We start from the raw sequence: 22,050 nt of genomic DNA, 5'->3' as shown, positions 1-22,050 counted from the left end.
TGGAACAGTTAAGAATTGTTCTTTATTCACATGACTCGTTGGGTCTCGGTCATGTTCGGCGCAATCTCGCGCTGGCCCACGCCCTGAGCAACCAACTCCCGTTCCTGACGGGCCGCGCCGTGACAGGCATCCTCATTTCCGGCACCGCTTTAGCCCCGGGGTTCGATGTCCCGGCCGGCTGGGACTGGGTCATCCTGCCCGGAGTGGAAAAGAGCCCCGCCGGCTATCAGCCCCGCAACCTAAGCGTTCCGATGCAGGACCTCGTCTCGCTCCGCGCAGGCCTGATCGAATCTGTGCTGGGCAGCTTCCGTCCCGACCTGGTGGTGGTTGACCGCCACGCCACCGGCATCCACCGCGAACTTGAAGCCGCCCTGCGCCGGGCCCGCGCGGCCGGGCCCGTCCGCACAGTTCTGGGACTGCGCGAGGTCCTGGATGAGCCTGGGGCAGCCATCGCCGAATGGGAGAACGTGGGCGGCGCGCCACTGGTCAAAGACCTGTTTGACGCCATCTGGGTTTATGGCGATCCTGCCATCCACGATCCTGTGGCAGCGGGCGAAATTCCGGGTTCCTTCTCCAACCTGATCCGCTACACCGGATACCTTGCGGCAGGGAGGCCGCCCGGCTCCGGGAAACTCAGCGTGCAGCGCCCCTATTTCATGACGACGGTGGGCGGCGGCGCGGACGGGCACGCCCTGGCAGCCATGGCGGCGGCAGCCGACGTACCTGCGGGCGTGCGGCATCTGATCGTCGCCGGACCCCAGATGCCGGCCCGGCAGATCACGGACCTGCGGCGGCTCACGGCCCCAGGCGTAAGGATTGCCGAAAGGCTCAACGACATGGTGCTTCACCTGCGCGGGGCCCAGGCCATCGTGTCCATGGGTGGTTACAACACCGTGTGCGAAATCATGGGCACCGACGTTCCTGCCCTGATAGTGCCGCGCATCCATGCCCGCTCCGAGCAACGGATCAGGGCAGCCTCCCTGGCTTCCGCGGGGTACCTGGAATACCGCGAGATCAACACATTGACGCCGGGCATCCTCTCGGGCTGGCTGGTCCGCCGGCTGGGCACCAGGGTGGACCGGAGGCAGGCGCGGCTTGACGGGCTGGTCCGCGTGCCGCAGCTCGCGGCCGAACTCCTGCAGCCCCTGCTGCGCCCTGACGCTTCCGCGGCAGCCGGCAGCCCACGGGAAGGTGCCGCGCATGTTGCCATCTGAACCGGCTACCGCCTACATCCTGAAAATGTACCCGCGGTTCTCCGAGACGTTCATCGTCTCCGAGATTCTGGCGCGCGAGGCCGCCGGAGACAGGATTGAAATCTTCTCCCTCCGGCCGCCCAACGACCCCCGGTTCCATCCCGAACTGGCACGCGTCAAGGCGCCCGTGACCTATATCGCCCGGCCGAAGAGCGCCGAGCGCGTCTGGGAGACCTTCCGCGCCGCGGAGGCCGCCGGGCTCGCCCCGGCGGTGTCCCGGGTTTTCGCGGAACTGGCCACCACGGACACAAACGATGCGATTCAGGCCATCAGCCTCGCCGTCGCCCTGCAGAGCCGCAACATCAGGCACCTGCACGTTCATTTCGCGTCCATCCCCACGACTGTGGCAAGACTCGCCTCGGCCATCACCGGCATTCCCTATTCCTTCACGGCCCACGCGGTGGATATTTTCGTTGAGACCGTCGGCGACGATCTCCGGACCAAGTTTGCCCAGGCCCACCATGCCGTGACGATCAGCGAATACAACCTCCGGTTCCTGCGCCGCCGCTTCCCGGACGTTACCTCCCGCCTGCACCTGGTGCGAAACGGCCTGGAGCTCGAGCGCTTCCCGTACCGCGACCCCCGGCCCATCGGCGCCACGGTGCGGGTGGCCGCCGTCGGACGGCTCGTGGAGAAGAAGGGATTCCAGCATCTGCTGCCAGCCGCCGCCGAGCTCGTGGCCGAGGGCGTCCCCCTTGACCTGAGAATCGCGGGAACAGGAATGCTCGCCGCACAGCTGCAGTCCGCCGTCGAACAGCTGGGGCTTGCGGACCACGTCAGACTGCTGGGGCCGCAGACCCAGGACCAGGTCCATGAGCTGCTGGATTCCTGCGACGTGTTCGTCGCTCCCTGCGTCGTGGCGGCGGACGGCAACGCAGACGGGATGCCCACGGTGCTGCTGGAGGCCATGGCCACCGGCGCGCCATGCATCTCCACTGCGGTGACGGGCATCCCCGAGGTGGTGCACAACGGACGCACGGGAATCCTGACCCCGCCCGGCGACCCGCACCTGCTCGCACAGGCCATCCGCCGCATGAGCGCTCCGTCAACGAACAGGGTGTCCCTGGCGCGCAACGCCCGCGCACTGATCGAACGGGACTACGACGTGCGGCAGCAGGCAGAGATGCTCCGCGCCCTGGCACTCGTGGCAAGGAAGGTGGCGTGATGCGCGTCGCCTACGTCTGCGCCGATCCCGGCGTTCCCGTCTTCGGGACCAAGGGATCCTCGGTCCATGTCCAGGAGATCGTGCGCGCCTGGGGCAGGGCCGGGGCCGATGTCACGGTCTACTGCACCCGTGCCGGGACCGACCGGCCAGCGGACCTGGCCGGGCTGCCCGTCGTCGAAATCCCGCCGCGCCGCGCTGACGGGGCAGGGCCTGGTTCCGGGGCCGGGCCAGCCGGGGAGGAGTGGGAGCGTGCCATCGGGGAGGCAGCAGCGGCCCTGGCGGAGGCGGTGGTCCGGGACGGCTGCGACGTGGTCTACGAGCGCTACTCGCTCTTCAGCCCGGCGCTGGCCATGGCCTCCGGAGCCTTGCGCGTCCCGGCCGTGCTGGAGGTCAACGCCCCGCTGATCGAGGAACAGCAGCAGTACCGGCAGCTGTTCGACCGCCGCCTGGCGGAGGCCGTGCTCCATCGCAACGCCCTGGCCGCGGACACCGTGGCCGCTGTCTCGGAGCCCGTTGTGCGGTGGGTGGAGCGACGGGTCCCGGGCGCCAAAACGCTGCTGGCACCCAACGGCGTGAACACGGAGCGGATCGGTCCCCGGCCGCGCGGCCGCCGCCACCCGCGCCGGCTGACCGTGGGATTCGTCGGCACCCTGAAACCCTGGCACGGTGTCCCCGCCCTGCTCACCGCAGTGTCGCTGGCCAACGCCGAGGCAGGCACCGACGGAAGGTGGACCGTGAAGATCATTGGCGACGGCCCCGGCAGGCAGGACCTCGAGCGGGCGGCAGCCGGGCTGGGCATCGAGGCGGAGTTCACCGGCGCGGTGCTCCCTGATGCGGTGCCCGGGCTGCTGCATGCCTGCGATGCCGCCGCTGCTCCATACCCGCAGCCTGTGCCCGGCCGGGACGACTACTTCTCCCCGCTGAAGGTCTACGAGTACCTTGCCGCCGGCATGCCGATCGTGGCCACGGCGGTGGGCCAGATACCGTCCATCCTGGAAGACGGACGCACAGGCCTGCTCGTTGCGCCGGGCGATTCGTCAGCTTTCGCCGCAGCGCTTCTTCGCCTGGGTGCGGACCCCGCCCTGCGTGAGCGTCTGGGCATCCAGGCGAGGGCAGCCGCCGTCGGGCTTTACAGCTGGGACGGCGTGCTGTCCCGCATCACCGCGGCGCTGCCCCGCCGCCAGGAGGTGGCATGATGAGCGCCAACCCCGCCCACTCCGCGCGCACTGCCCACCCCACCCGTCCGGCCAAGCCTGCGCGTCAGGCTAAGCCTGCGCGTCAGGCCAGGCCAGCGTCCGGGCTGCGGCGGACGCTGCGGTGTGTCCGCCCGCATCTGCAGGGCCACCGTCTCCTCATGGCGGGCGGCTTTGCCGGGCTGGTGTTCGACGTGGTTTTCCGTCTTGTGGAACCATGGCCGCTCAAGCTGGTGGTCGACGCCGTTTCCCGCTCGCTCGGCGCCACACTGCACAAACCCGGCCCCACCATGGAGGCCAGCCTGCAGACACTCATCCTGTGCGGAGCGGCGGTGGTGGCCATCAGCATCGGGCGTGCCATCTCCAACTACTGGTCCGCCGTCTGCTTCGCCCTCATCGGCTCGAGGGTCGCCGCAGACCTGAGGGCACGGGCCTTCCGCCACGTGCAGAGCCTGTCCATGCGTCACCACACACGGGCGTCCACCGGGGACACGGTGCAGCGCCTGGTGGGCGATGTGTCCCGCCTCCAGGACGTGGCAATCACCGCCGGGCTGCCTCTTATGGGGAACATGGCCACGCTGGTGGCGATGATCGGCGTACTGCTCTGGCTGGATCCGCTGCTCTCTTTGGTGGTGGTTTGGGCCGGCGGCGTCTTCGTCCTCCTGTCCCGCGCCAGCTCAGGCCCGATCACGGCGGCGGCCGGCAACTCCCGCAAGGGGGAAGGGCACCTGGCCACGACGGCTGCGCAGACGTTGGGTGCCATCCGCGAGGTCCAGGCTTACGGTCTGGAGGACACCATCAGTTCCGGCTTCCGCAGCAGCAACCAGGCAACCTTGGGAACGGGCGTTGCTGCGCTGCGGCTCGCCGCCGGCCTCGAGCGGCGCACGGACGTGCTGATCGGCGTCGCGACGGCGGTGGTGTTGGCGGGCGGCGGCTGGCGGGTCATGGAGCACGTGATCACGCCGGGTGACCTGGTGATATTCCTGATGTACCTCAAGACGGGCATGAAACCGCTGAAGGACGTGGCGAAACAAATTGGCCGGATCGCCCGCGCCACCGCCTCCGGCGAACGCGTCGCGGACCTGCTCGAGGCCCAGACAGACCTCCCCGAGGCTCCCCACGCCCGGCACCTGGACAGCAGGAACCCGGACATCGTGATTGATGGCGTGTCCGCAGGCCACGGCGACGGAATGGTGCTGCACGGGATCCACCTGACCATTCGGGGCGGTGAGCACGTTGCCATCCTTGGCCCGTCCGGCGCCGGAAAGTCCACCCTGGCCAGCCTGATCCTGCGCATGATCGATCCCGCCACGGGATCGGTCAGGGTGGGCGGTGAGGACCTGCGGGACCTCAAAATCGCGTCCGTGCGGTCCCACGTGTCCATCCTGCTGCAGGACTCCGTGCTGTTCGGTGCTTCCGTCCGGGACAACATCCGGTTCGGCCGGCTCGACGCCACCGACGACGACATCGAAGAAGCAGCCGCCCTCGCCCAGGCGGACGGTTTCATCCGCAACCTTCCGGAGGGCTACGACACAGTGCTGGGCGAAGCGGCGAAGGACCTCTCCGGCGGCCAGCGGCAGCGGATCGCCATTGCCCGCGCCATCCTCCGGCGGGCCCCGATCGTGATTCTCGACGAAGCGACGGCGGGCCTGGACGCCGCCTCCCGGGATTCCGTCCTGCAGGCCCTCGCCGCCCTGACCCGCGGACGGACCTCCATCACGATCACGCACGATCCCCACTCCGCCCGTTCCTGCGACCGCATCGTGTGGCTCGAAAACGGCAGGATTGTAGAGGAGGGACGCCCGACGGAGCTGCTGCGGGATCCCGGGTCCAGGTTCGCCCGCTGGATGGCTGACGAGGACCCCAGCCGGCCCGAAGAGAAGCTGGAAGTGCCATGACCAGGGCAGAATCAGCGTTCAGGAATCCGGACCTCTCCCTGGCCAGCCGCGACGCCGCACTGCCCGGCCTCCCCTGGCTGCTGGACAATGCCCGCTTGTCCGAACTTCTCGGCGAGACGGTCCGAGTCACCCGCGTCCGCTACAAGCCGGGCACCTCCGTCCTGGTGGCGTTCCGCAGGATCCGCAACGGGACTTTCGATTACGGCTGGGCCTATACTCTGGCCGCCCCGTCCACCAAGCTGCTGCGGCGCGAAAGCACCTCACGGGCCCGCGGCGGGAACATGCGCGTCCTCAAACCCGATCCCCTGCACCCAGAGTCGCTGGTGGGGGTGGGCGGCGTGGAGGACGACTGGGCTCTGCACAAGAACCTCACCTGGCTGCGCGAGCACGGCGCCGAACGCCTGCGGCTTCACCCGAGCGCTGCCGCCGGCCTGCCCGGCGGCAGCAACGTCCTGCGCTACAAACCGGAGCGGCGCCTGGTGCTCTTCGCGCACGAGGCGAGCACCGCCGTCGTCATCAAAACCTCCGCCAAGCCCGCGGGCACCGGGCAGCAAACCCACTTCCTGAACCGGCTCGAGCGCCACGGGGTGCCATTGCTCCCCCAGCTGGGGGATGCGGAATGCCTGGACCATGGCATCAGCGCCGGCGTTGCCTGGGGCGGCGGTGACCTCGCAGGGCTCGACGACGATTCCAGCGCCTTCGCTGCCGGGGAAGCCCTGGCCAGGCTGCACGGCATTCCGGTGCCGGGCTTGCAAGCGGCGGGCGTCACCGCGCAACTGCAGGCCACGCGCAGAATGGTTTCCTCCCTGCTGCCTGCACTGGAGGAACCCGCCAGGCGGATCGAGGCTGAACTGGTCCGGCTCCTGATGGACAGCACAGGGCCGGGCCCGGTCCTGGTGCACGGCGACTTCTCTCCCGACCAAGTGCTGGTGGGAGCCTCGGAGGTCCGTCTCATCGACTTCGACCGGGCACATGCCGGGGCAGCCGAGGCCGATCTGGGGTCGTTCGCGGCAGCGGAAGAGACGGCGCTGCGCACGTCCGGGGGAGCACCGGCCGGGGGGCCCAAGACGGCACGGCTCACCGAAGGCTACCGCCAGACCGGCGGACGGTTCACGCAACCCGGCGTGAATGTCTGGGCGGCCTACCGGCTCTTCAACGGCAGTGTTGACCCCTTCCGCGACAGGTCCCCGGAATGGGCCGAGGACATGTCCTGGCACCTGAGGCGGGCAACGGAGCTGATCCAATGACCTGGCACCCGCCCGTCCCCCGCCGGGTGACCGACCCGGCAGGAAAAGAGTGGCTCGTAAGCCGTTCGTGGCCCGGCGTCTCGGCAGGCCGGTACGTCCTGGAGGTGCAGTCGCCCAGCCACCCCGGGGTGCTGGGCGGGTTCTTCCGCGAAGGCCGGTTTGTCCCCGTAGACGCGGACGACTCCAAACTGCCCGCACTCGCCCGCGAGTCACCCAAGGGCGAAACAGTGGTCCACCGCGCCCACAAGCGGGCAGTCCTCCGCGCGCCCGATGCCTACATCAAAGTGTTCCGGCCTGAACAGGCTCCGGCAGCGGCCACAAACCACGTGCTGGCCACCGAGCCCCTGGCCGGCGGCCGCTTCAGGACACCGGTGATGACCGCTGCCCGGCCGGATGTCCTGGTCTTCAGCCGCGTGGCCGGGCGGCCATACTATGAGCTCGGCCAGGACCTGACCGCCGTCCCGGACGACATTTTTGCCGGCATGTGGGCGGACTGGTCACAGGCCTGGACGGAGACTGTTGCCCGCGCCAGCAGCTCCGCTTTCCGCGCCGGCCTGGAGCAGCTTCCCCTGCACGATGCCGAGGAGGAACTGGTCAAGCTGCGGCGCTGGGTCGATCACTGGCTGCTCCACAGCGAAGGGATCCGCGCGGCTGAGCAGGGACGCGCTGCGCTCCTGGCACAGGCCGGCGCCGTCACGGCTGCTCTTTTGGCCGGGCCTCACGATCCCCTCGGGTGGGCGCACGGAGACCTGCACGACAAGCAAATACTGGGCACCAACCAAATACTGGGCACCGGCAACGCCGGAGCGCCGGGCCTGCTGGATTTCGACGAGGCCTGCAGGGCCGAGGCCGCCCTGGATCTGGCCAACCTGGACGTGCACCTGGAACTGCGCCGGAGGCAGAACCTCCTAAGTGGGCAGCGGTTTGCCATAGCCCACGCGAGCATCGTGTCTGCGGCGAGCCGCCTCCACGTCAGCCCGGACCGGTTCGAGGCGTACGCCGCCTCCGCCCGGCTCAGGCTGGCCTGCATGTACTCCTTCCGTCCACCATGGGGATCCTGGGCGGTGCGATACCTGGCGTCAAGGGACCTGGTTTCGCCGGAGCTGCGCCGATCGCCCGAAAGCCGGGCGCCCCGGCGCGAACCCGTCCCGCTATTGAGCACAGAACCGAGCCTGACATGAGCAATTCCCCATGGGGAGGTTACGCCGCTCCGTCCGCCCCGCCGTCGTCCGGTACAGGTCCCGCTGGCCTGTCGCTGTCCGTTATCGGCACCGGGTACCTTGGCGCCACGCACGCCGTATGCATGGCACTGCTGGGACACCGCGTGGTGGGGATCGACGTCGACAAGAACAAGATCCGCTCACTGGCCAGCGGAACACTGCCGTTCTACGAACCCGGACTGCAGGAACTGCTCCGCCGGATGCTGGACAGCGGCAGGCTGAGCTTCACCACCGACTTCACCGCCGCCGCCGGCGCTGACATCCATTTCCTGTGCGTCGGAACCCCGCAGATGCCCGACTCACCCGCCGCCGACCTCCGCTTCCTGGACGCCGCCCTCGCCCGGCTCGCACCCCACCTGGACACGGACTGCCTCGTCGCCGGCAAATCCACCGTACCGGTCGGCACCGCCGAACGGCTCACCCAGTTCCTCCGGTCAGGCTCGCCGGCGGGCGCCCGGGCCGAACTCGCCTGGAACCCCGAATTCCTCCGCGAAGGCCACGCCGTCCAGGACACCCTGCACCCGGACCGGCTCGTGTTCGGCGTCGCCTCCGGGCACGCCCGGGCACTCCTCGAGTCCTGCTACGCGCCCGTCATCGCCAACGGCACACCAGTGGTGGTCACCGACCTCCCCACCGCCGAACTCGTCAAAGCCGCCGCCAACTCCTTCCTGGCCACCAAAATCTCCTACATCAACGCCATGGCCGAAATCTGCGAAGCCACCGGCGCCGACGTCAACCAACTCGCCACCGCACTCTCCCACGACACCCGCATCGGCAGCCAATTCCTCACCCCCGGCCTCGGCTTCGGCGGCGGCTGCCTGCCCAAAGACATCCGCGCCTTCACCCACCGCGCCAAAGAACTCGGCGTCGGACACGCCGTCGGCTTCCTTAGGGAAGTCGACGCCATCAACCAGCGCCGCCGCCAACGCACCGTGGACCTCATCACCGAAATGGCCTGCGGAGACCTCGCCGGCGTGCACGTCACCGTCCTCGGCGCAGCCTTCAAACCCAACTCCGACGACATCCGCGACGCCCCCGCCCTCGACGTCGCCCGCATGCTCCACCAAGCCGGCGCCAACGTCACCGTCCACGACCCCAAAGCCATGGACAACGCCCGCCGCGCCTACCCCGACCTCACCTACGCCGACACCCTCGAAACCGCCGTCACCGGCGCCGAAATCGTCGCACTCCTCACCGAATGGGACCTCTACCGAAACGCCGACCCCACCAAACTCGCCGCCCTCGTACAACGGCGGAACATCGTCGACGGCCGCCACGCACTCAACGCCAACGCCTACCGCGCCGCCGGCTGGGACTACCGCGCCCTCGGCGCCCCCAACAAACTGCCGGCGGGGGTTCCGCAGGGTCAGGGTTCATTCGTTCCAGAGGCGCATGTGCCTGAGCCCGCGTAACGGGGCGGTGCCACGAGCCCGTATAGTGCGGCGGTGCCCTCAGAGTGCGGGGTCCGGGGCGCCTGCCGACTTGTTGCGGGTTTCCATCAGGTGCAGCTGCAGTTTCGCTTCTGCTTCCCGGCGCCGTTTGGCCTGCTCTCGCATCTGCCGTGTTGCCTCGGAGCCTTCGGAGTGGATCAGTCCGGCCGTTCGATTGCGGGGAGCGCCACCGCCGGAGGGTGCCGCCGCCATAAGTTCGTCGCTCATGCCCCATCGTCACATGAGCGTGACCTTGCGGGAAGAGTTGCCGCCGGAGCGTAACCGGATCGGAACCTGGCGGCATTCATAAGGGCCGGCGGCGGTTGGGAAGGCGCCCCGGGCTCGTAAGGATCGCTCTCCGGGGCTCTTGCCGTCGGCCCCACCTTTATTTTACGAGCCCGGAGCCCCATCAAACAGGGGTTTATTCGGTTTCCTGCCTCCCCAAACCGCCGGCCTGCACTACTGCCGCGCGGCCGCGTAGCTGATGGACGGCATGGCCGGGGTTTGCATGCCCTCGCCGATGAAGAAGCCCGGGTGCGGAGGCTGGTTGTAGGCCACGTTTTCGCGGGCCACGGACGTCCGGTACACGGGATCATGCATCAGGGTGCGGAGCCGCATCCCGGTCGGTGCCGTGGTGGTGTAGATCCGCAGCTCGGTGCTGTCGGCGGACGGCCAGGCCAGCTCCTCGCGCCAGTCACCCAGCAGGTCGGCCTGCAGCGACGGGTTGCCCTTGGTGGTGTTGTTGCTGCGCGCACCCGTGGCCGTCAGGAGCCTGTCGCTGGTTTCGGTTTCCCAGTTCCACTTCGAGATTGTGGGCACGCCGGTGGAGGTGGCGGCGTCGTAGTCGTGGTCCACGATCTCCCGCAGCGGATCGCCGTCCCACCAGGCCAGGAAGTTCGCTGCCGGGATGTTCTCCGAGATCAGCTCGCCCTTGGCGGACCTGAGCTCCCCCACGGGTGAATTCCAGGCAGCGGTTCCGCCGACGGCCCAGCCTTCGGCGCCTGCGTACCGCGGATCGATGTCACCCGCAGCGCCGCGGCCGGTGTCCCTGGTTGCGGGAATGCTCCAGAGGATCTCACCGGTGGCGGCGTCCCGGAAGGTGGCGCCGCGGTTCCCGCTCTGGCCCATGCTCTCGTGTACGGCGAAGGTTTCCAGTCCGGGGCGGGACGGGTCCAGGTCCGAGGTGTGGATGGCGTCGCCGTGGCCAAGCTTGGTGTTGTAGAGCGGCTTGCCGTCGTCGTCGATGGTCATGGAACCGAACACGAACTCGTCCTTGCCGTCCTGGTCCACGTCCGCCACGGACAGGTTGTGGTTGCCCTGGCCGCGGTATTCAGCCCCGGCCTCGTCAGAGTCGAACTTCCAGCGCTTCACGAGCTTGCGGTCCACCAGGTCATAGGTGACCAGGGCCGTGCGGGTGTAGTAGCCGCGGCTGAACATCATGGACGGGTGTTCGCCGTCAAGATAGGCCACCCCTGCGAGGAAGCGGTCCACGCGGTTGCCGTAGGAGTCGCCCCAGCTGGATACGCTGCCCCGGGCGGGCTCATAGGCGACCGTGTCCACGGCGGCGCCGGTCCCGCCGTCGAACACGGTGAGGAACTCGGGTCCGGACAGCACGTAGCCGGAGCTGTTGCGGTAGTCCGCGCCGGCGTCGCCGATCACGGTGCCCGCGCCGTCCTTGGTGCCGTCAGCCGTCTTCATCGCCACTTCGGCCTTGCCGTCGCCGTCGAAGTCGTAGGCCAGCACCTGGGTGTAGTGCGCGCCGGCGCGGATGTTGTGCCCCAGGTCGATGCGCCAGAGCTTGGTGCCGTCCGTCCTGTACGCGTCGACGTAGACGTTGCCGGTGTAGCCGGCCTGGGAGTTGTCCTTGGCGTTCGAGGGCGCCCACGACTGGATGATCTCGTACGTGCCGTCCCCGTCCAGGTCCGCGACGCTCGCGTCGTTGGCGGAGTAAGTGTACGGCTTGCCGTCCTTGGTGACGCCGTCGGCCGGCTTGTCCAGCTTGATGGCGAGGTAGTTCTGGGCCAAAGGCGTGAACTCCGCGGTGAGCTTGTCCTGCCCGTTGCCGTTGCCCACCGCCTTGATCACGTACCTGGACGACGCCGTTCCCTCCGGATCGACGTAGGTGGTGGTGTTGCGGACGGGCTCGTCGGTGATCTGCACGCCGTCGCGGATCACGTGGAAGCCGATGCTGTCCCGGTCCAGGCCAAGCATGCGCCAGCCCAGCGTGACGCCCTGGTCCGTGAGGACGGCCACCGGGGCGCGGTCCAGGTTTTCCATCTGGCGCTTGGGGCCCTGGGTTTGTTGCGCGGCTCCGGCTTCGGCGGCTGCTCCGGCGTCGGCGTGGCTTGCCGGCGCTTGGGTTACGGGTGCGGCCTGGCTGAGCGGAACGCCTGTGAACGCCAGCGCGGCGGCGGTCAATGACGCTGCCGTCGCTATGGATGGGGCCCTCCGGGTTTTGCGTTTTGCTTTGATGGTGGAGCGGTTGTCGCGGTATGCCAAAGAACATCTCCTTTGATGCGGGCGGCCGGAATCGGGCCGTCCCTGGTCGGTTTGTATCGTTTCATTCCTGTGCCGAAGTCACCCTCCGCATGTTTGGCAGGGAGTGGTCCGGATGCGAAGAAAGCGCTTTCCGCACCTAAGGTCTATCAGTGGCTGCGGACCGGGGTCAAGACCTCGGCGACGTATTGGCGCCCGTTTTACGCGACTGAGACGCCGCCTGGCCAAGTCACGCTGACCGGCATCGACTTTCATTTCGGAATTTTCCGACATATCCTGCAGACGTGCTTCCCGACGTCTTCGGCGCCTTGGCCAACCCGGCACGGCGCACCATACTCGACGAGCTCCGCAGCGGGCCGCGGACAGCAGGGGACCTCACGGGCCTGCTCGAGCAGAGCCGCTCCGCAGCGTCGGAGCACCTCGCCGTGCTGCGCGAGGCCGGGCTCGTCCGGGAAGAGCGGCGCGGCAGGCATCGGGTGTATCACCTCCAGGCCGCCGGCATGGCCGAGGTGGGCAGCTGGTTGAAGCATTACGAGCACTACTGGAGCCGGCGCCTCGACGCGCTGGGCAACCTACTGGACGAGGAGAATTCACCATGACCGACAACACGATCCGCCTCACCCGGCATTTCCCGCACCCGCCCGAGGCGGTCTGGAAGGCACTCACCACGCCAGGCCTGCTCGCGCGCTGGTGGGCGCCGGGTGACATCGCTCCGGCCGTCGGCCACCGCTTCACCCTCGACATGGGCGCTTGGGGCACACAGCAGTGCGAAGTCCTCAGCGTGGACCCGGGCACGTCCATCAAATTCCTGTTTGCCGAAGGCGCCCTGGACACCACCATCACGTGGACGCTCGAAACTGTGGAGGACGGCACAGTCCTGCACCTGGAGCACGCCGGCTTCAACCTTGATACCCCGATGGGCCAGCAGGCCCTGCAGGGCATGGGCAACGGCTGGCCCGGCGTGCTGTCGCGGATCGACGGCGTCCTTGTCGACGCGGCGCAGCCGTAGGGCGGCAGCGCAAGTACAGCCCGAGAATCAGGAAGGGCCGGCACCACGGGTGCCGGCCCTTCCTGCGTTTGCACGCAGCCTCAGGACGGCTCCAGCGCCGCTGGATGTTGGCTACCCGTCCAGCGGATCGTCACCCTCAGCCCAGTCAACGGCGCCCAGTCCGCGGTCCTCCACAGTAAGCAACCGCAGCTCGAGCGTGTCTTCTGCCGGGCTTGCGTTAGGGCCAACCCTGTCGTCGTCGGTCATGCGGAATTCTGCGGCCACGGCTACTCCTCGCTGGTAATCAGACGGCGTCGTCCTTTCACCCTACCCACGCCCCTTGACTACCCCGCCACCCCTTCCCTACACTTTTCATAAAGCAGAATCTAAATTCCACAAAGCGGAAACGGTAGAACAACCGAGAAGCAGGGAAGATAGATCAAAGCCCCTCCCCGGAAGGACCTACGATGACGTACACAGTGAACTGCTCCATCCTGCTGACGGAGCTGCCCTTGCTCGAGCGCCCCGCAGCCGCGAAAGCGGCGGGTTTTGACGCCGTCGAGTTCTGGTGGCCGTTTGAGAGCTCAGTCCCTTCCGACGCCGAGACCACGGCTTTTGAGCGCGCCATCACCAACGCGGGCGTCCAGCTCTCCGGCCTGAACTTCAACGCCGGCAACATGCCGGGCGGTGACCGCGGCCTGGTCTCCTGGCCCGCCCGCTCCACCGAATTCCAGGACAACATCGACGTTGTCGCCGGAATCGGCGGGCGCCTCGGTTGCAAGGCCTTCAACGCGCTCTACGGCAACCGCGTGGACGGCGAATCCGCCGAGAAGCAGGACGCCATCGGCGCCGAAAACCTTGCGGCGGCCGCTGCCGGCGTTGCCGCGATCGGCGGCACGGTCCTCCTCGAACCCGTCAGCGGAGCGCCCCGGTATCCCCTCCTCAAGGCCCAGGATGCGCTCGACGTGATCGCCCGGGTCAAGGCGGAATCCGGCGCGCAGAACATCAAGCTGCTCGCCGACTTCTACCACCTGGCTGTCAACGGGGACAATGTCGCCGCCGTCATCGAAAACCACGCCAAGGACTTCGGCCACATCCAGATCGCCGACAACCCCGGACGCGGGGCTCCCGGAACCGGCGAGCTTCCCCTCGGCGAGTGGATCGCCCGCAGCCGCGAACTCGGCTACGACGGCTACATCGGTCTCGAATACAAGGAACCGCAGGAAACCGCCTTCAGCTGGGCGATCCGGGAACACGCCGCCAACTAGTCCCCACCCGCCGTCGAACGCTACAAAACACAGACTTCAGAAAGAGAACCATCATGAGCAACGTTGCAGTCATCGGACTCGGAATCATGGGCCTGCCCATGGCCATCAACCTCGTCAAGGCCGGCCACACCGTCACCGGCTTCAACCGCAGCCAGGACAAGATCGACAAGCTCGTCTCCGAAGGCGGCAAGGGCGCCTCCAGCATCGCGGACGCCGTCAAGGATGCCGACGTCGTCATCACCATGGTGCCGGACTCCCCCGACGTTGAGGGTGTCGTCAGCGGCGCCGACGGCGTCTTCGCCAACGCCAAGCAGGGCACCCTCTGGATCGACGCCTCCAGCATCCGCCCCGACGTCGCCAAGCGCCTCTCCGAGGAAGCAGTAGCAGCAGGCATCCGCCCCCTCGACGCTCCGGTCTCCGGCGGCGAACAGGGCGCCATTGATGCCGTCCTGTCCATCATGGTCGGCGGCGACAAGGCCGACTTCGAGGCAGCCGAGGACGTCCTGAACGCCGTCGGCAAGACCATCGTCCACGTCGGCCCCTCCGGCTCCGGCCAGACCGTCAAGGCTGCCAACCAGCTGATCGTCGCCGTCAACATCGAGGTCCTCGGCGAGGCCATCGCCTTCCTCGAGGCCTACGGCGTGGACACCGACGCCGCCCTCAAGGTCCTCGGCGGCGGGCTCGCCGGCTCCAAGGTCCTGGACCAGAAGGGCCAGAAGATGCTGGACCGCAACTTCGACCCCGGCTTCCGCCTGGCCCTCCACCACAAGGACCTCGGCATCGTCACCTCCGCCGCCCGCGAAGCCAACGTCGCCGTCCCGCTCGGTGCGGTCGTCGCGCAGCTCGTCGCCGCCACCGTCAACCAGGGCGACGGCGGACTGGACCACTCCGGCCTCTTCAAGCAGGTCCTCCAGCTCAGCGGCCGCGAGTAAAGCACCTCCGGCAGTAGCCGGACAGCAAGCAAAACCGGAGACCCGCCGTCGTACTTAACGACGGCGGCTCCCCCAGTACACCCAAAAACAGGCTTTTCCCACAGATTTTAGGAGCACACCATGACCAAGATGCGCACCGTAGACGCTGCCGTCGCCATCCTGGAAAAGGAGGGCGCCACCGAGGCGTTCGGCCTGCCAGGCGCGGCGATCAACCCCTTCTACTCCGCCATGCGGGCCCACGGCGGCATCCGCCACACGCTGGCCCGCCACGTTGAAGGCGCCAGCCACATGGCTGACGGCTACTCCCGGGCAGCCGACGGCAACATCGGCATCTGCATCGGCACTTCCGGCCCCGCCGGCACCGACATGATCACCGGCCTGTACGCCGCGTGGGCCGACTCTATCCCCATGCTCTGCATCACCGGACAGGCCCCCGTGGCCAAGCTGCACAAGGAAGACTTCCAGGCCGTGGACATCGAGTCCATCGCCAAGCCCGTCACCAAGATGGCCATGACCATCCTGGAGCCCGGCCAGGTCCCCGGCGCTTTCCAGAAGGCCTTCCAGCTGATGCGCTCCGGCCGCCCCGGCCCGGTCCTGCTGGACCTGCCGATCGACGTGCAGATGGCCGAGATCGAGTTCGACATCGACACCTACGAGCCACTGCCCGTGGAAAAGCCCAAGGCCTCCCGCAAGCAGCTGGAAAAGGCCCTGGACATGCTGACGGCCGGCGAGCGCCCGCTGATCGTGGCCGGCGGCGGCATCATCAACGCCGGCGCCTCCGCGCAGCTGGTGGAACTGGCCGAGCTGCTGAATGTTCCCGTCATCCCGACCCTGATGGGCTGGGGCGCCATCCCGGACGACCACGAGCTGATGGCCGGCATGGTGGGCCTGCAGACCAGCCACCGCTACGGCAACGAGTCCTTCCTGCGCAGCGACTTCGTGATCGGCATCGGCAACCGCTGGGCCAACCGCCACACCGGCGGCCTGGACACCTACACCGCGGGCCGCAAGTTCGTGCACATCGACATCGAGCCCACGCAGATCGGCCGCGTGTTCTCCCCGGACTTCGGCATCGCCTCCGACGCCGGCGCGGCCCTGGACGGCCTGCTGGAGATCGCCCGCGAACGCCAGGCCGCCGGAACCCTGCCCGACTACAAGGCATGGGTTGCCGAGTGCGCCGAGCGCAAGGCCACCCTGCACCGCAAGACGCACTTCGACAACATCCCCATCAAGCCGCAGCGCGTGTACGAGGAGATGAACAAGGCGTTCGGCAAGGACACCACCTACGTGTCCACCATCGGCCTGTCCCAGATCGCCGGGGCCCAGATGCTGCACGTCTTCGGCGCCCGCAAGTGGATCAACGCCGGCCAGGCAGGCCCCCTGGGCTGGACCGCTCCGGCCGCCCTGGGCGTTGTCCGCGGCAAGCCGGACGAGACCGTGGTTGCCCTGTCCGGCGACTACGACTTCCAGTTCATGATCGAGGAGCTGGCCGTGGGCGCGCAGTTCAACCTGCCGTACATCCACGTGGTGGTGAACAACTCCTACCTGGGCCTGATCCGCCAGTCGCAGCGCGGGTTCAACATGGAACAGAACGTTTCCCTGGCCTTCGAGAACATCAACAGCCCGGAAACAAATGGCTACGGCGTGGACCACGTCAAGGTTGCCGAAGGCCTGGGCTGCAAAGCCATCCGCGTGGAGAACCCGGCGGACATGCCGGCCGCGTTCGACAAGGCCAAGGCACTGATGGGCGAGTTCCAGGTTCCCGTGGTGGTTGAAGTGATCCTGGAAAAGGTCACCAACATCTCCATGGGCCTCGAGATCAACGCCGTGAACGAGTTCGAGGAACTGGCCACCACCGCCGCCGACGCCCCCACCGCCATCCTGGCCCTGCAGGACTAAACCAGTCCAAATCCAGCCGCACCAAAAAGTACCGAAGATAGGCAAGCAATGCGCATCGTGATCGCGCCGGACAAGTTCAAGGGCTCCCTCTCCGCCCCGGACGTCGCCCGGCACCTTGAAACAGGGCTCCGGAAGGGCTCCGCCACAGCGGGCGGCCCCGGCAGCCCTGAGGGACTGGGCACCCTTGCGGTACTGCGGATTCCCGTGGCCGACGGCGGCGAGGGCACCCTCGACGCCGCCGTCGGCTCCGGCTTCACCCGCCGCCGCGCCGTGGTCAGCGGCCCCACCGGGCAGCCGCTGACGGCGGAGTTCGCGGTCCGCGGCCGGGAGGCCGTGATCGAAATGGCCGCGGCGTCCGGCCTCGCCGTCCTCCCGCCCTCCGCTGTGTCCAAGCACGACGGCGGGCGGCCGGGTTCGGAATCTGCCCGGACTGCCAGCAGCCTGGGCACCGGGGAACTGATCCGCGCGGCACTCGACGCCGGCTGCCGGCAGATCATCCTGGGCGTCGGCGGCAGCGCCAACACCGACGGCGGCGCTGGCGTGCTGCAGGGACTCGGTGCGAGGCTGCTCGACGCCGCCGGCAACGAACTGCCCCTCGGCGGCGCCGCTCTGGCGGACCTGGCGGCCATTGACTTCTCCGGCTTCGACGCCCGGCTGGAGGAATCGCGCTTCATCCTGGCGAGCGACGTGGACAACCCTCTGCTCGGACCGGAAGGCGCGGCAGCCATCTTCGGGCCACAGAAGGGCGCCACCCCCGTCGACGTCGTCGAACTGGATGCCGCCCTCGCCCACTTCGTCCAGGTCCTCGCCGCGGAGATCGGGCCGCGCGCGGTCAAGGCCGCCAACGCGCCGGGCGCCGGCGCGGCCGGCGGCGTCGGCTACGCCGCCATCGCGGCACTGGCGGCATCACGCCGCCCGGGCATCGACGTCGTGCTTGAATTCACCCGGCTGGCAGAACGGCTGGCTGGCGCGGACCTGGTGATCACCGGCGAAGGCAGCCTCGACGAACAGAGCCTGCTGGGCAAGACGCCCATGGGCGTGGCCCGCGCTGCCGCTGCGGCCGGCGTGCCGGTGCTCGCCGTCTGCGGCCGCACAACGCTGACGCCGGAACAGCAGCAGACATCAGGTTTCCGGCAGGTCTACCCCCTGACGGCGCTGGAACGCAATGTAGAGATATGTATAGCTGAAGCAGGCCGACTGCTTGAAGAATTGGGTCAGCACATCGGCGTGCACCTGACCGACAGTGTTTACACGAAGGAGCCCCTGAATGTCTGAAGAACGCTTTGACCTGGTCATCCGGGGCCGGCGCATCCTCACCACCGCCGGGATCGCCGCCCGTGAAGTGGGCGTGCGCGGCGGAAAGATCGTCGCCCTCGAGCCGCTCGGCAACGGCCTCGCCGGCGCCGAGGTAATCGAACTGGCCGACGACGAAACCCTGATCCCGGGCCTGGTGGACACCCACGTCCACGTCAACGAGCCCGGCCGCACCGAGTGGGAGGGCTTCGCCTCCGCCACCCGCGCCGCGGCCGCCGGCGGCGTCACCACCATCATCGACATGCCGCTGAACTCCATCCCGCCCACCACGAACGTGGACGGCCTCAAGCTCAAGCGCGAGGTGGCTGAGGACCAGGCCTTCGTGGATGTCGGGTTCTGGGGTGGCGCCATTCCCGGCAACAAGGCCGACCTGCGCCCGCTGCACGACGAGGGCGTCTTCGGCTTCAAGTGCTTCCTGCTGCACTCCGGCGTGGACGAGTTCCCGCACCTGGAGGCGGACGAGATGGAGGAGGACATGCGCGAGCTGAAGTCCTTCGACTCGCTCATGATCGTCCACGCCGAGGACTCGCACGCCATTGACCACGCGCCCCACCCCGGCGGCGCGCACTACTCCACGTTCCTCGCCTCCCGCCCCCGCGGCGCCGAGAACAAGGCCATCGCCGAGGTCATCGAGCGCGCCCGCTGGACCGGCGCCCGCGCGCACATCCTGCACCTCTCCTCGTCGGACGCGCTGCCCATGATCGCGTCGGCAAAGCGCGACGGCGTCCACCTCACCGTGGAGACCTGCCCGCACTACCTCACGCTCATGGCCGAGGAAATCCCCGACGGCGCCACCGCGTATAAGTGCTGCCCGCCCATCCGCGAGGCATCCAACCGCGAGCTCCTCTGGCAGGGCCTGCAGGACGGCACCATCGACTGCATCGTCTCCGACCACTCCCCCTCGACGCTGGACCTGAAGGACCTGGAAAACGGCGACTTCGCCGTGGCCTGGGGCGGCGTGTCCTCGTTGCAGCTGGGCCTGTCCCTGATCTGGACCGAGGCCCGGCACCGCGGCATCCCGCTGGAACAGGTGGTGTCGTGGATGGCCGAGAAGCCGGCCGCCCTGGCCCGCCTCTCCAACAAGGGCCAGCTTGCCCTGGGCTACGACGCCGACTTCTCCGTCTTCGCCCAGGACGAGGCCTTCGTGGTGGACGTGTCCAAGCTCAAGCACAAGAACCCCATCACCCCGTACGACGGCAAGGCACTCTCCGGAGTGGTCCGCCGCACGTACCTGCGCGGCAGCGTGGTGGACGGCCAGACCCCCGGCGGCAAGCTGATCCGCCGCGGCGGCATCTGAGGACCGCGCGGTGGCTGTGCATGCCCATTCACCGCGCGGCACTTCGGCCCCCTGGGGCGCCAAGGCCCACGGTGCTGCCAACGCCCCCAGAACCGCCATGGCCTCGGGGACTGCGAAGGCCCACGGCCTGGCTGTCTGGGTAGCTCCCCCCGAAGGCCAGGACATCGATCCGGAGGTCCTGGCCCGGGCCGCCGAGCTGGTGCTGGCGCGGGCCCTTCAATTTGCTCCGGAGGCGGAAGTCCACTGGCCCGCCGCCGGAGCTGCAACTTCCGCCGCCGGGACGCACCCGGGCACGCCCCCAGGGGAGGGGGACCCCAATGGTGCGCCCGACGGCGGAACTCCCGTGCCGCCGTCGTCCTCCCTGGCAAATTCCCCGCAAGCGGACTCCTCGCAACAGGAACCAGCGGAACCGGATACCCCGGAAACGGACGACGGCGGCGCTACCCACCTCCCGCCGTCGGCCGGGCACGTCAGCCGCGTGGCCGTGGACCTGGCCCAGTCTCAAGTACTGCTGGACGGCGAGCGGGTGCCGCTGACCGGCGTCGAATTCAAGCTTGTGCGCTACCTGGTGGAGCACTGCTCGCGGACCGTTGACCGGGAGGAGCTGCGGCTGTTCCTCGAGTCGTTCGACAGCCCCGGCGCCGCGACCCGTTCCATCGACGTCTACGTGGGGCGGGTGCGGCGGAAACTGCTCGGCGGCCGGCACGCGATCGCCACGGTCCGCGGCGGCGGCTACCGCTTCATCTGCGGACCCGCAGCCACCGTGCGCGGCCCGGCGGAATACAGTATCTAGGGCTGCTGTTATTCATATCAGTCCGATCAGTCATCGTGCTTGACCAGATTTTTCGCTCGACCCAGATCCACCAGAAGGAATCCCATGAGCCCCAAACTGACCACCAAGCTCCAGCCCGGAACCCAGGCGCCGGACTTCACCCTGCAGGACGCAGAAGGCAAGCAGACCGCGCTGGCCGACTACCGCGGCAAGAACGTCATCGTGTACTTCTACCCCGAGGCCGCAACCCCCGGCTGCACCACCGAGGCCTGCGACTTCCGCGACAACCTGTCCTCCTTCCAGGGCTCCGGCTACGCCGTGCTGGGCATCTCCCCCGACGCGCCGGAGAAGCTGGCCAACTTCACGGGCGACTTCGGGCTCACCTTCCCGCTGCTGGCTGACGAGGACCACGCCGTGGCCCTGGCCTACGGCGCCTGGGGCGAGAAGCTCGTCGACGGCGAGGTGCACGAGGGCATCGTCCGCTCCACCGTGGTCCTGGATCCCGAGGGCAAGGTCACGCTGGCCCAGTACCAGGTCAAGGCGCAGGGCCACGTCCAGGCGCTCCGCGAGCAGCTCGGCGTCTGAGCACGCTTCCTCACCTTTGGTCGCCTCACCGCCAACGCGTCCTCACCTTTGGTCGCTTACCCCGAAACGCTTCCTCACCTTTGGTCGCTTAACCCGAAACGCTCCTGCAGCAACTGCAGGAGCGTTTCGGGTTGAGCGGCAGGATGTGAGGAAGGGTCCCGATGTAAGCGGCAGGACGTGAGGAAGGATGCCTACTTCAGCACCACGGTCCGGTTGCCATTCAGGATGATGCGTCCTTCACAGTGCCAGCGGACGGCGTTGCTGAGCGCCTTGCACTCGGTGTCGCGCCCGGCGGCGACCAGGTCCTCGGGGCCGAAGGTGTGGTCCACCTCGACCACCTGCTGCGCGATGATCGGGCCCTCGTCGAGTTCCGCGTTCACGTAATGCGCCGTGGCGCCCACGGTCTTCACGCCGCGGGCGTAGGCCTGGTGGTACGGCTTGGCACCCTTGAACGAGGGCAGGAACGAGTGGTGGATGTTGATCGCGCGGCCATCCAGCTTCCGCGCCAGGTCGTCGCTGAGAACCTGCATGTACCGGGCCAGCACCACCAGCTCGACGTCGAGCTCGTCCACGATGTCCAGCAGCCGTGCCTCCGCCTGCGGCTTGGTGGCCGCGGTGACCGGGACGTGGAAGAACGGGATGCCGTGCCAGTCCACGAGGGCCTGGTGGTCCGTGTGGTTTGAAACCACGCCCACAACCTCGATGGGCAGTTCCCCCACGCGGGCCCGGAAGAGCAGGTCGTTGAGGCAGTGGCCGAACTTCGAGACCATGATCAGGACCTTGCGGCGGGACCCGTTCCGTTCCAGCCGCCACTTCATGTTGTATTTCTCGGCTACCGGGGCGAAGCCGGCGCGAAGCTGTTCCAGCGTGGATTCGTTCCCGTCGGACGCGAAGTGCACCCGCATGAAGAAGTGCCCTTCGGACCGGTCGCCGAACTGCTTGTTGTCGATGATGTCGCAGCCGTACTCCAGCAGGAAGCCGGAGACTGCGTGCACGATGCCCGGGCCTTCGGGGCAGTCCAGGGTCAGGACGTGCTCGACGCCGCTGCTTGCCTGCCCGGAGGCGCGGTCCTCAGTCTGAATAGCAGTCATGT

General features: G+C 68.2%; 20 protein-coding genes. 16 read left to right on the top strand and 4 right to left on the bottom strand.

The window, feature by feature from the left end:
- The first annotated feature begins 38 nt into the window (after positions 1-38).
- Genes AC57BR_RS17620 through AC57BR_RS17590 form a run of 7 tightly spaced genes read left to right on the top strand, consistent with a single transcriptional unit; the run spans position 39 to position 9,388 of the window.
- Entirely contained in the window at positions 39-1,214 is a 1,176-nt protein-coding gene (locus tag AC57BR_RS17620; RefSeq protein WP_496362851.1) for a glycosyltransferase family protein, read from the top strand.
- The gene (locus tag AC57BR_RS17615; protein WP_496362849.1) at positions 1,201-2,418 is read left to right on the top strand and encodes a glycosyltransferase; all 1,218 of its coding nucleotides are present in this window, start codon (positions 1,201-1,203) and stop codon (positions 2,416-2,418) included. The genes AC57BR_RS17620 and AC57BR_RS17615 overlap by 14 nt, the downstream gene beginning before the upstream one ends.
- Positions 2,418-3,614, top strand: coding sequence for a glycosyltransferase family 4 protein (locus tag AC57BR_RS17610; protein ID WP_496363349.1), 1,197 nt, complete (start codon positions 2,418-2,420; stop codon positions 3,612-3,614). Before AC57BR_RS17615 ends, AC57BR_RS17610 begins: the two co-directional genes overlap by 1 nt.
- On the top strand, positions 3,614-5,509 hold the full coding sequence (locus tag AC57BR_RS17605; protein WP_496362847.1) for an ABC transporter ATP-binding protein: 1,896 nt from the start codon (positions 3,614-3,616) through the stop codon (positions 5,507-5,509). The genes AC57BR_RS17610 and AC57BR_RS17605 overlap by 1 nt, the downstream gene beginning before the upstream one ends.
- Positions 5,506-6,756 carry a phosphotransferase family protein gene (locus AC57BR_RS17600; protein ID WP_496362845.1) on the top strand — a complete coding sequence of 417 codons (1,251 nt, stop codon included), beginning with the start codon at positions 5,506-5,508 and terminating at the stop codon, positions 6,754-6,756. The genes AC57BR_RS17605 and AC57BR_RS17600 overlap by 4 nt, the downstream gene beginning before the upstream one ends.
- A complete protein-coding gene (locus AC57BR_RS17595) occupies positions 6,753-7,937 on the top strand; it encodes a hypothetical protein (RefSeq protein ID WP_496362843.1) in 1,185 nt (394 codons plus the stop codon). The genes AC57BR_RS17600 and AC57BR_RS17595 overlap by 4 nt, the downstream gene beginning before the upstream one ends.
- The gene (locus tag AC57BR_RS17590; RefSeq protein WP_496362841.1) at positions 7,934-9,388 is read left to right on the top strand and encodes a UDP-glucose dehydrogenase family protein; all 1,455 of its coding nucleotides are present in this window, start codon (positions 7,934-7,936) and stop codon (positions 9,386-9,388) included. Before AC57BR_RS17595 ends, AC57BR_RS17590 begins: the two co-directional genes overlap by 4 nt.
- Before the next feature lie 39 nt (positions 9,389-9,427).
- On the opposite strand, the gene AC57BR_RS17585 is transcribed toward AC57BR_RS17590, so the two are convergent.
- Positions 9,428-9,634, bottom strand: a complete 207-nt coding sequence (locus tag AC57BR_RS17585; protein WP_496362839.1) for a hypothetical protein — start codon at positions 9,632-9,634, stop codon at positions 9,428-9,430.
- Between the two features lie 231 nt (positions 9,635-9,865).
- On the bottom strand, positions 9,866-11,905 hold the full coding sequence (locus AC57BR_RS17580; protein WP_496362837.1) for a rhamnogalacturonan lyase: 2,040 nt from the start codon (positions 11,903-11,905) through the stop codon (positions 9,866-9,868).
- A gap of 281 nt (positions 11,906-12,186) precedes the next feature.
- Here AC57BR_RS17580 and AC57BR_RS17575 point away from each other — a divergent pair, with 281 nt between their 5' ends.
- Entirely contained in the window at positions 12,187-12,501 is a 315-nt protein-coding gene (locus AC57BR_RS17575; RefSeq protein WP_496362835.1) for an ArsR/SmtB family transcription factor, read from the top strand.
- A complete protein-coding gene (locus tag AC57BR_RS17570) occupies positions 12,498-12,911 on the top strand; it encodes an SRPBCC family protein (protein WP_496362833.1) in 414 nt (137 codons plus the stop codon). The genes AC57BR_RS17575 and AC57BR_RS17570 overlap by 4 nt, the downstream gene beginning before the upstream one ends.
- Before the next feature lie 111 nt (positions 12,912-13,022).
- Here AC57BR_RS17570 and AC57BR_RS17565 read toward each other — a convergent pair whose 3' ends face one another.
- Positions 13,023-13,175: a hypothetical protein gene (locus AC57BR_RS17565; protein WP_496362831.1), complete on the bottom strand. Its 153-nt coding sequence runs from the start codon at positions 13,173-13,175 to the stop codon at positions 13,023-13,025.
- 182 nt (positions 13,176-13,357) lie between these two features.
- Between AC57BR_RS17565 and AC57BR_RS17560 the strand changes: the two genes are divergently transcribed.
- The 7 genes from AC57BR_RS17560 to bcp all read left to right on the top strand — a co-directional run bounded on the left by AC57BR_RS17560 (position 13,358) and on the right by bcp (position 20,957).
- Entirely contained in the window at positions 13,358-14,158 is an 801-nt protein-coding gene (locus AC57BR_RS17560; protein ID WP_496362829.1) for a hydroxypyruvate isomerase family protein, read from the top strand.
- Between the two features lie 53 nt (positions 14,159-14,211).
- Positions 14,212-15,090 (top strand): 2-hydroxy-3-oxopropionate reductase, encoded by an 879-nt coding sequence (locus tag AC57BR_RS17555; protein ID WP_496362827.1) that lies wholly within the window; start codon positions 14,212-14,214, stop codon positions 15,088-15,090.
- Between the two features lie 120 nt (positions 15,091-15,210).
- Entirely contained in the window at positions 15,211-16,989 is a 1,779-nt protein-coding gene (gcl, locus tag AC57BR_RS17550) for a glyoxylate carboligase (protein ID WP_496362825.1), read from the top strand.
- Between the two features lie 48 nt (positions 16,990-17,037).
- Positions 17,038-18,264 (top strand): glycerate kinase, encoded by a 1,227-nt coding sequence (locus AC57BR_RS17545; RefSeq protein WP_496362823.1) that lies wholly within the window; start codon positions 17,038-17,040, stop codon positions 18,262-18,264.
- Entirely contained in the window at positions 18,257-19,600 is a 1,344-nt protein-coding gene (allB, locus tag AC57BR_RS17540) for an allantoinase AllB (protein ID WP_496362821.1), read from the top strand. Before AC57BR_RS17545 ends, allB begins: the two co-directional genes overlap by 8 nt.
- A gap of 10 nt (positions 19,601-19,610) precedes the next feature.
- Positions 19,611-20,393 carry a winged helix-turn-helix domain-containing protein gene (locus AC57BR_RS17535; protein ID WP_496362819.1) on the top strand — a complete coding sequence of 261 codons (783 nt, stop codon included), beginning with the start codon at positions 19,611-19,613 and terminating at the stop codon, positions 20,391-20,393.
- 84 nt (positions 20,394-20,477) lie between these two features.
- Positions 20,478-20,957 carry a thioredoxin-dependent thiol peroxidase gene (gene bcp / locus AC57BR_RS17530; RefSeq protein WP_496362817.1) on the top strand — a complete coding sequence of 160 codons (480 nt, stop codon included), beginning with the start codon at positions 20,478-20,480 and terminating at the stop codon, positions 20,955-20,957.
- Between the two features lie 191 nt (positions 20,958-21,148).
- Here bcp and purU read toward each other — a convergent pair whose 3' ends face one another.
- A complete protein-coding gene (purU, locus tag AC57BR_RS17525; protein WP_496362815.1) occupies positions 21,149-22,048 on the bottom strand; it encodes a formyltetrahydrofolate deformylase in 900 nt (299 codons plus the stop codon).
- Positions 22,049-22,050 lie beyond the last annotated feature (2 nt).

Source organism: Arthrobacter sp. BGA-UO-ETr-C19 (assembly GCF_059568005.1).
Note: the sequence above shows the minus strand (reverse complement) of the source record. Positions and strands in the feature narration are given on the sequence as shown.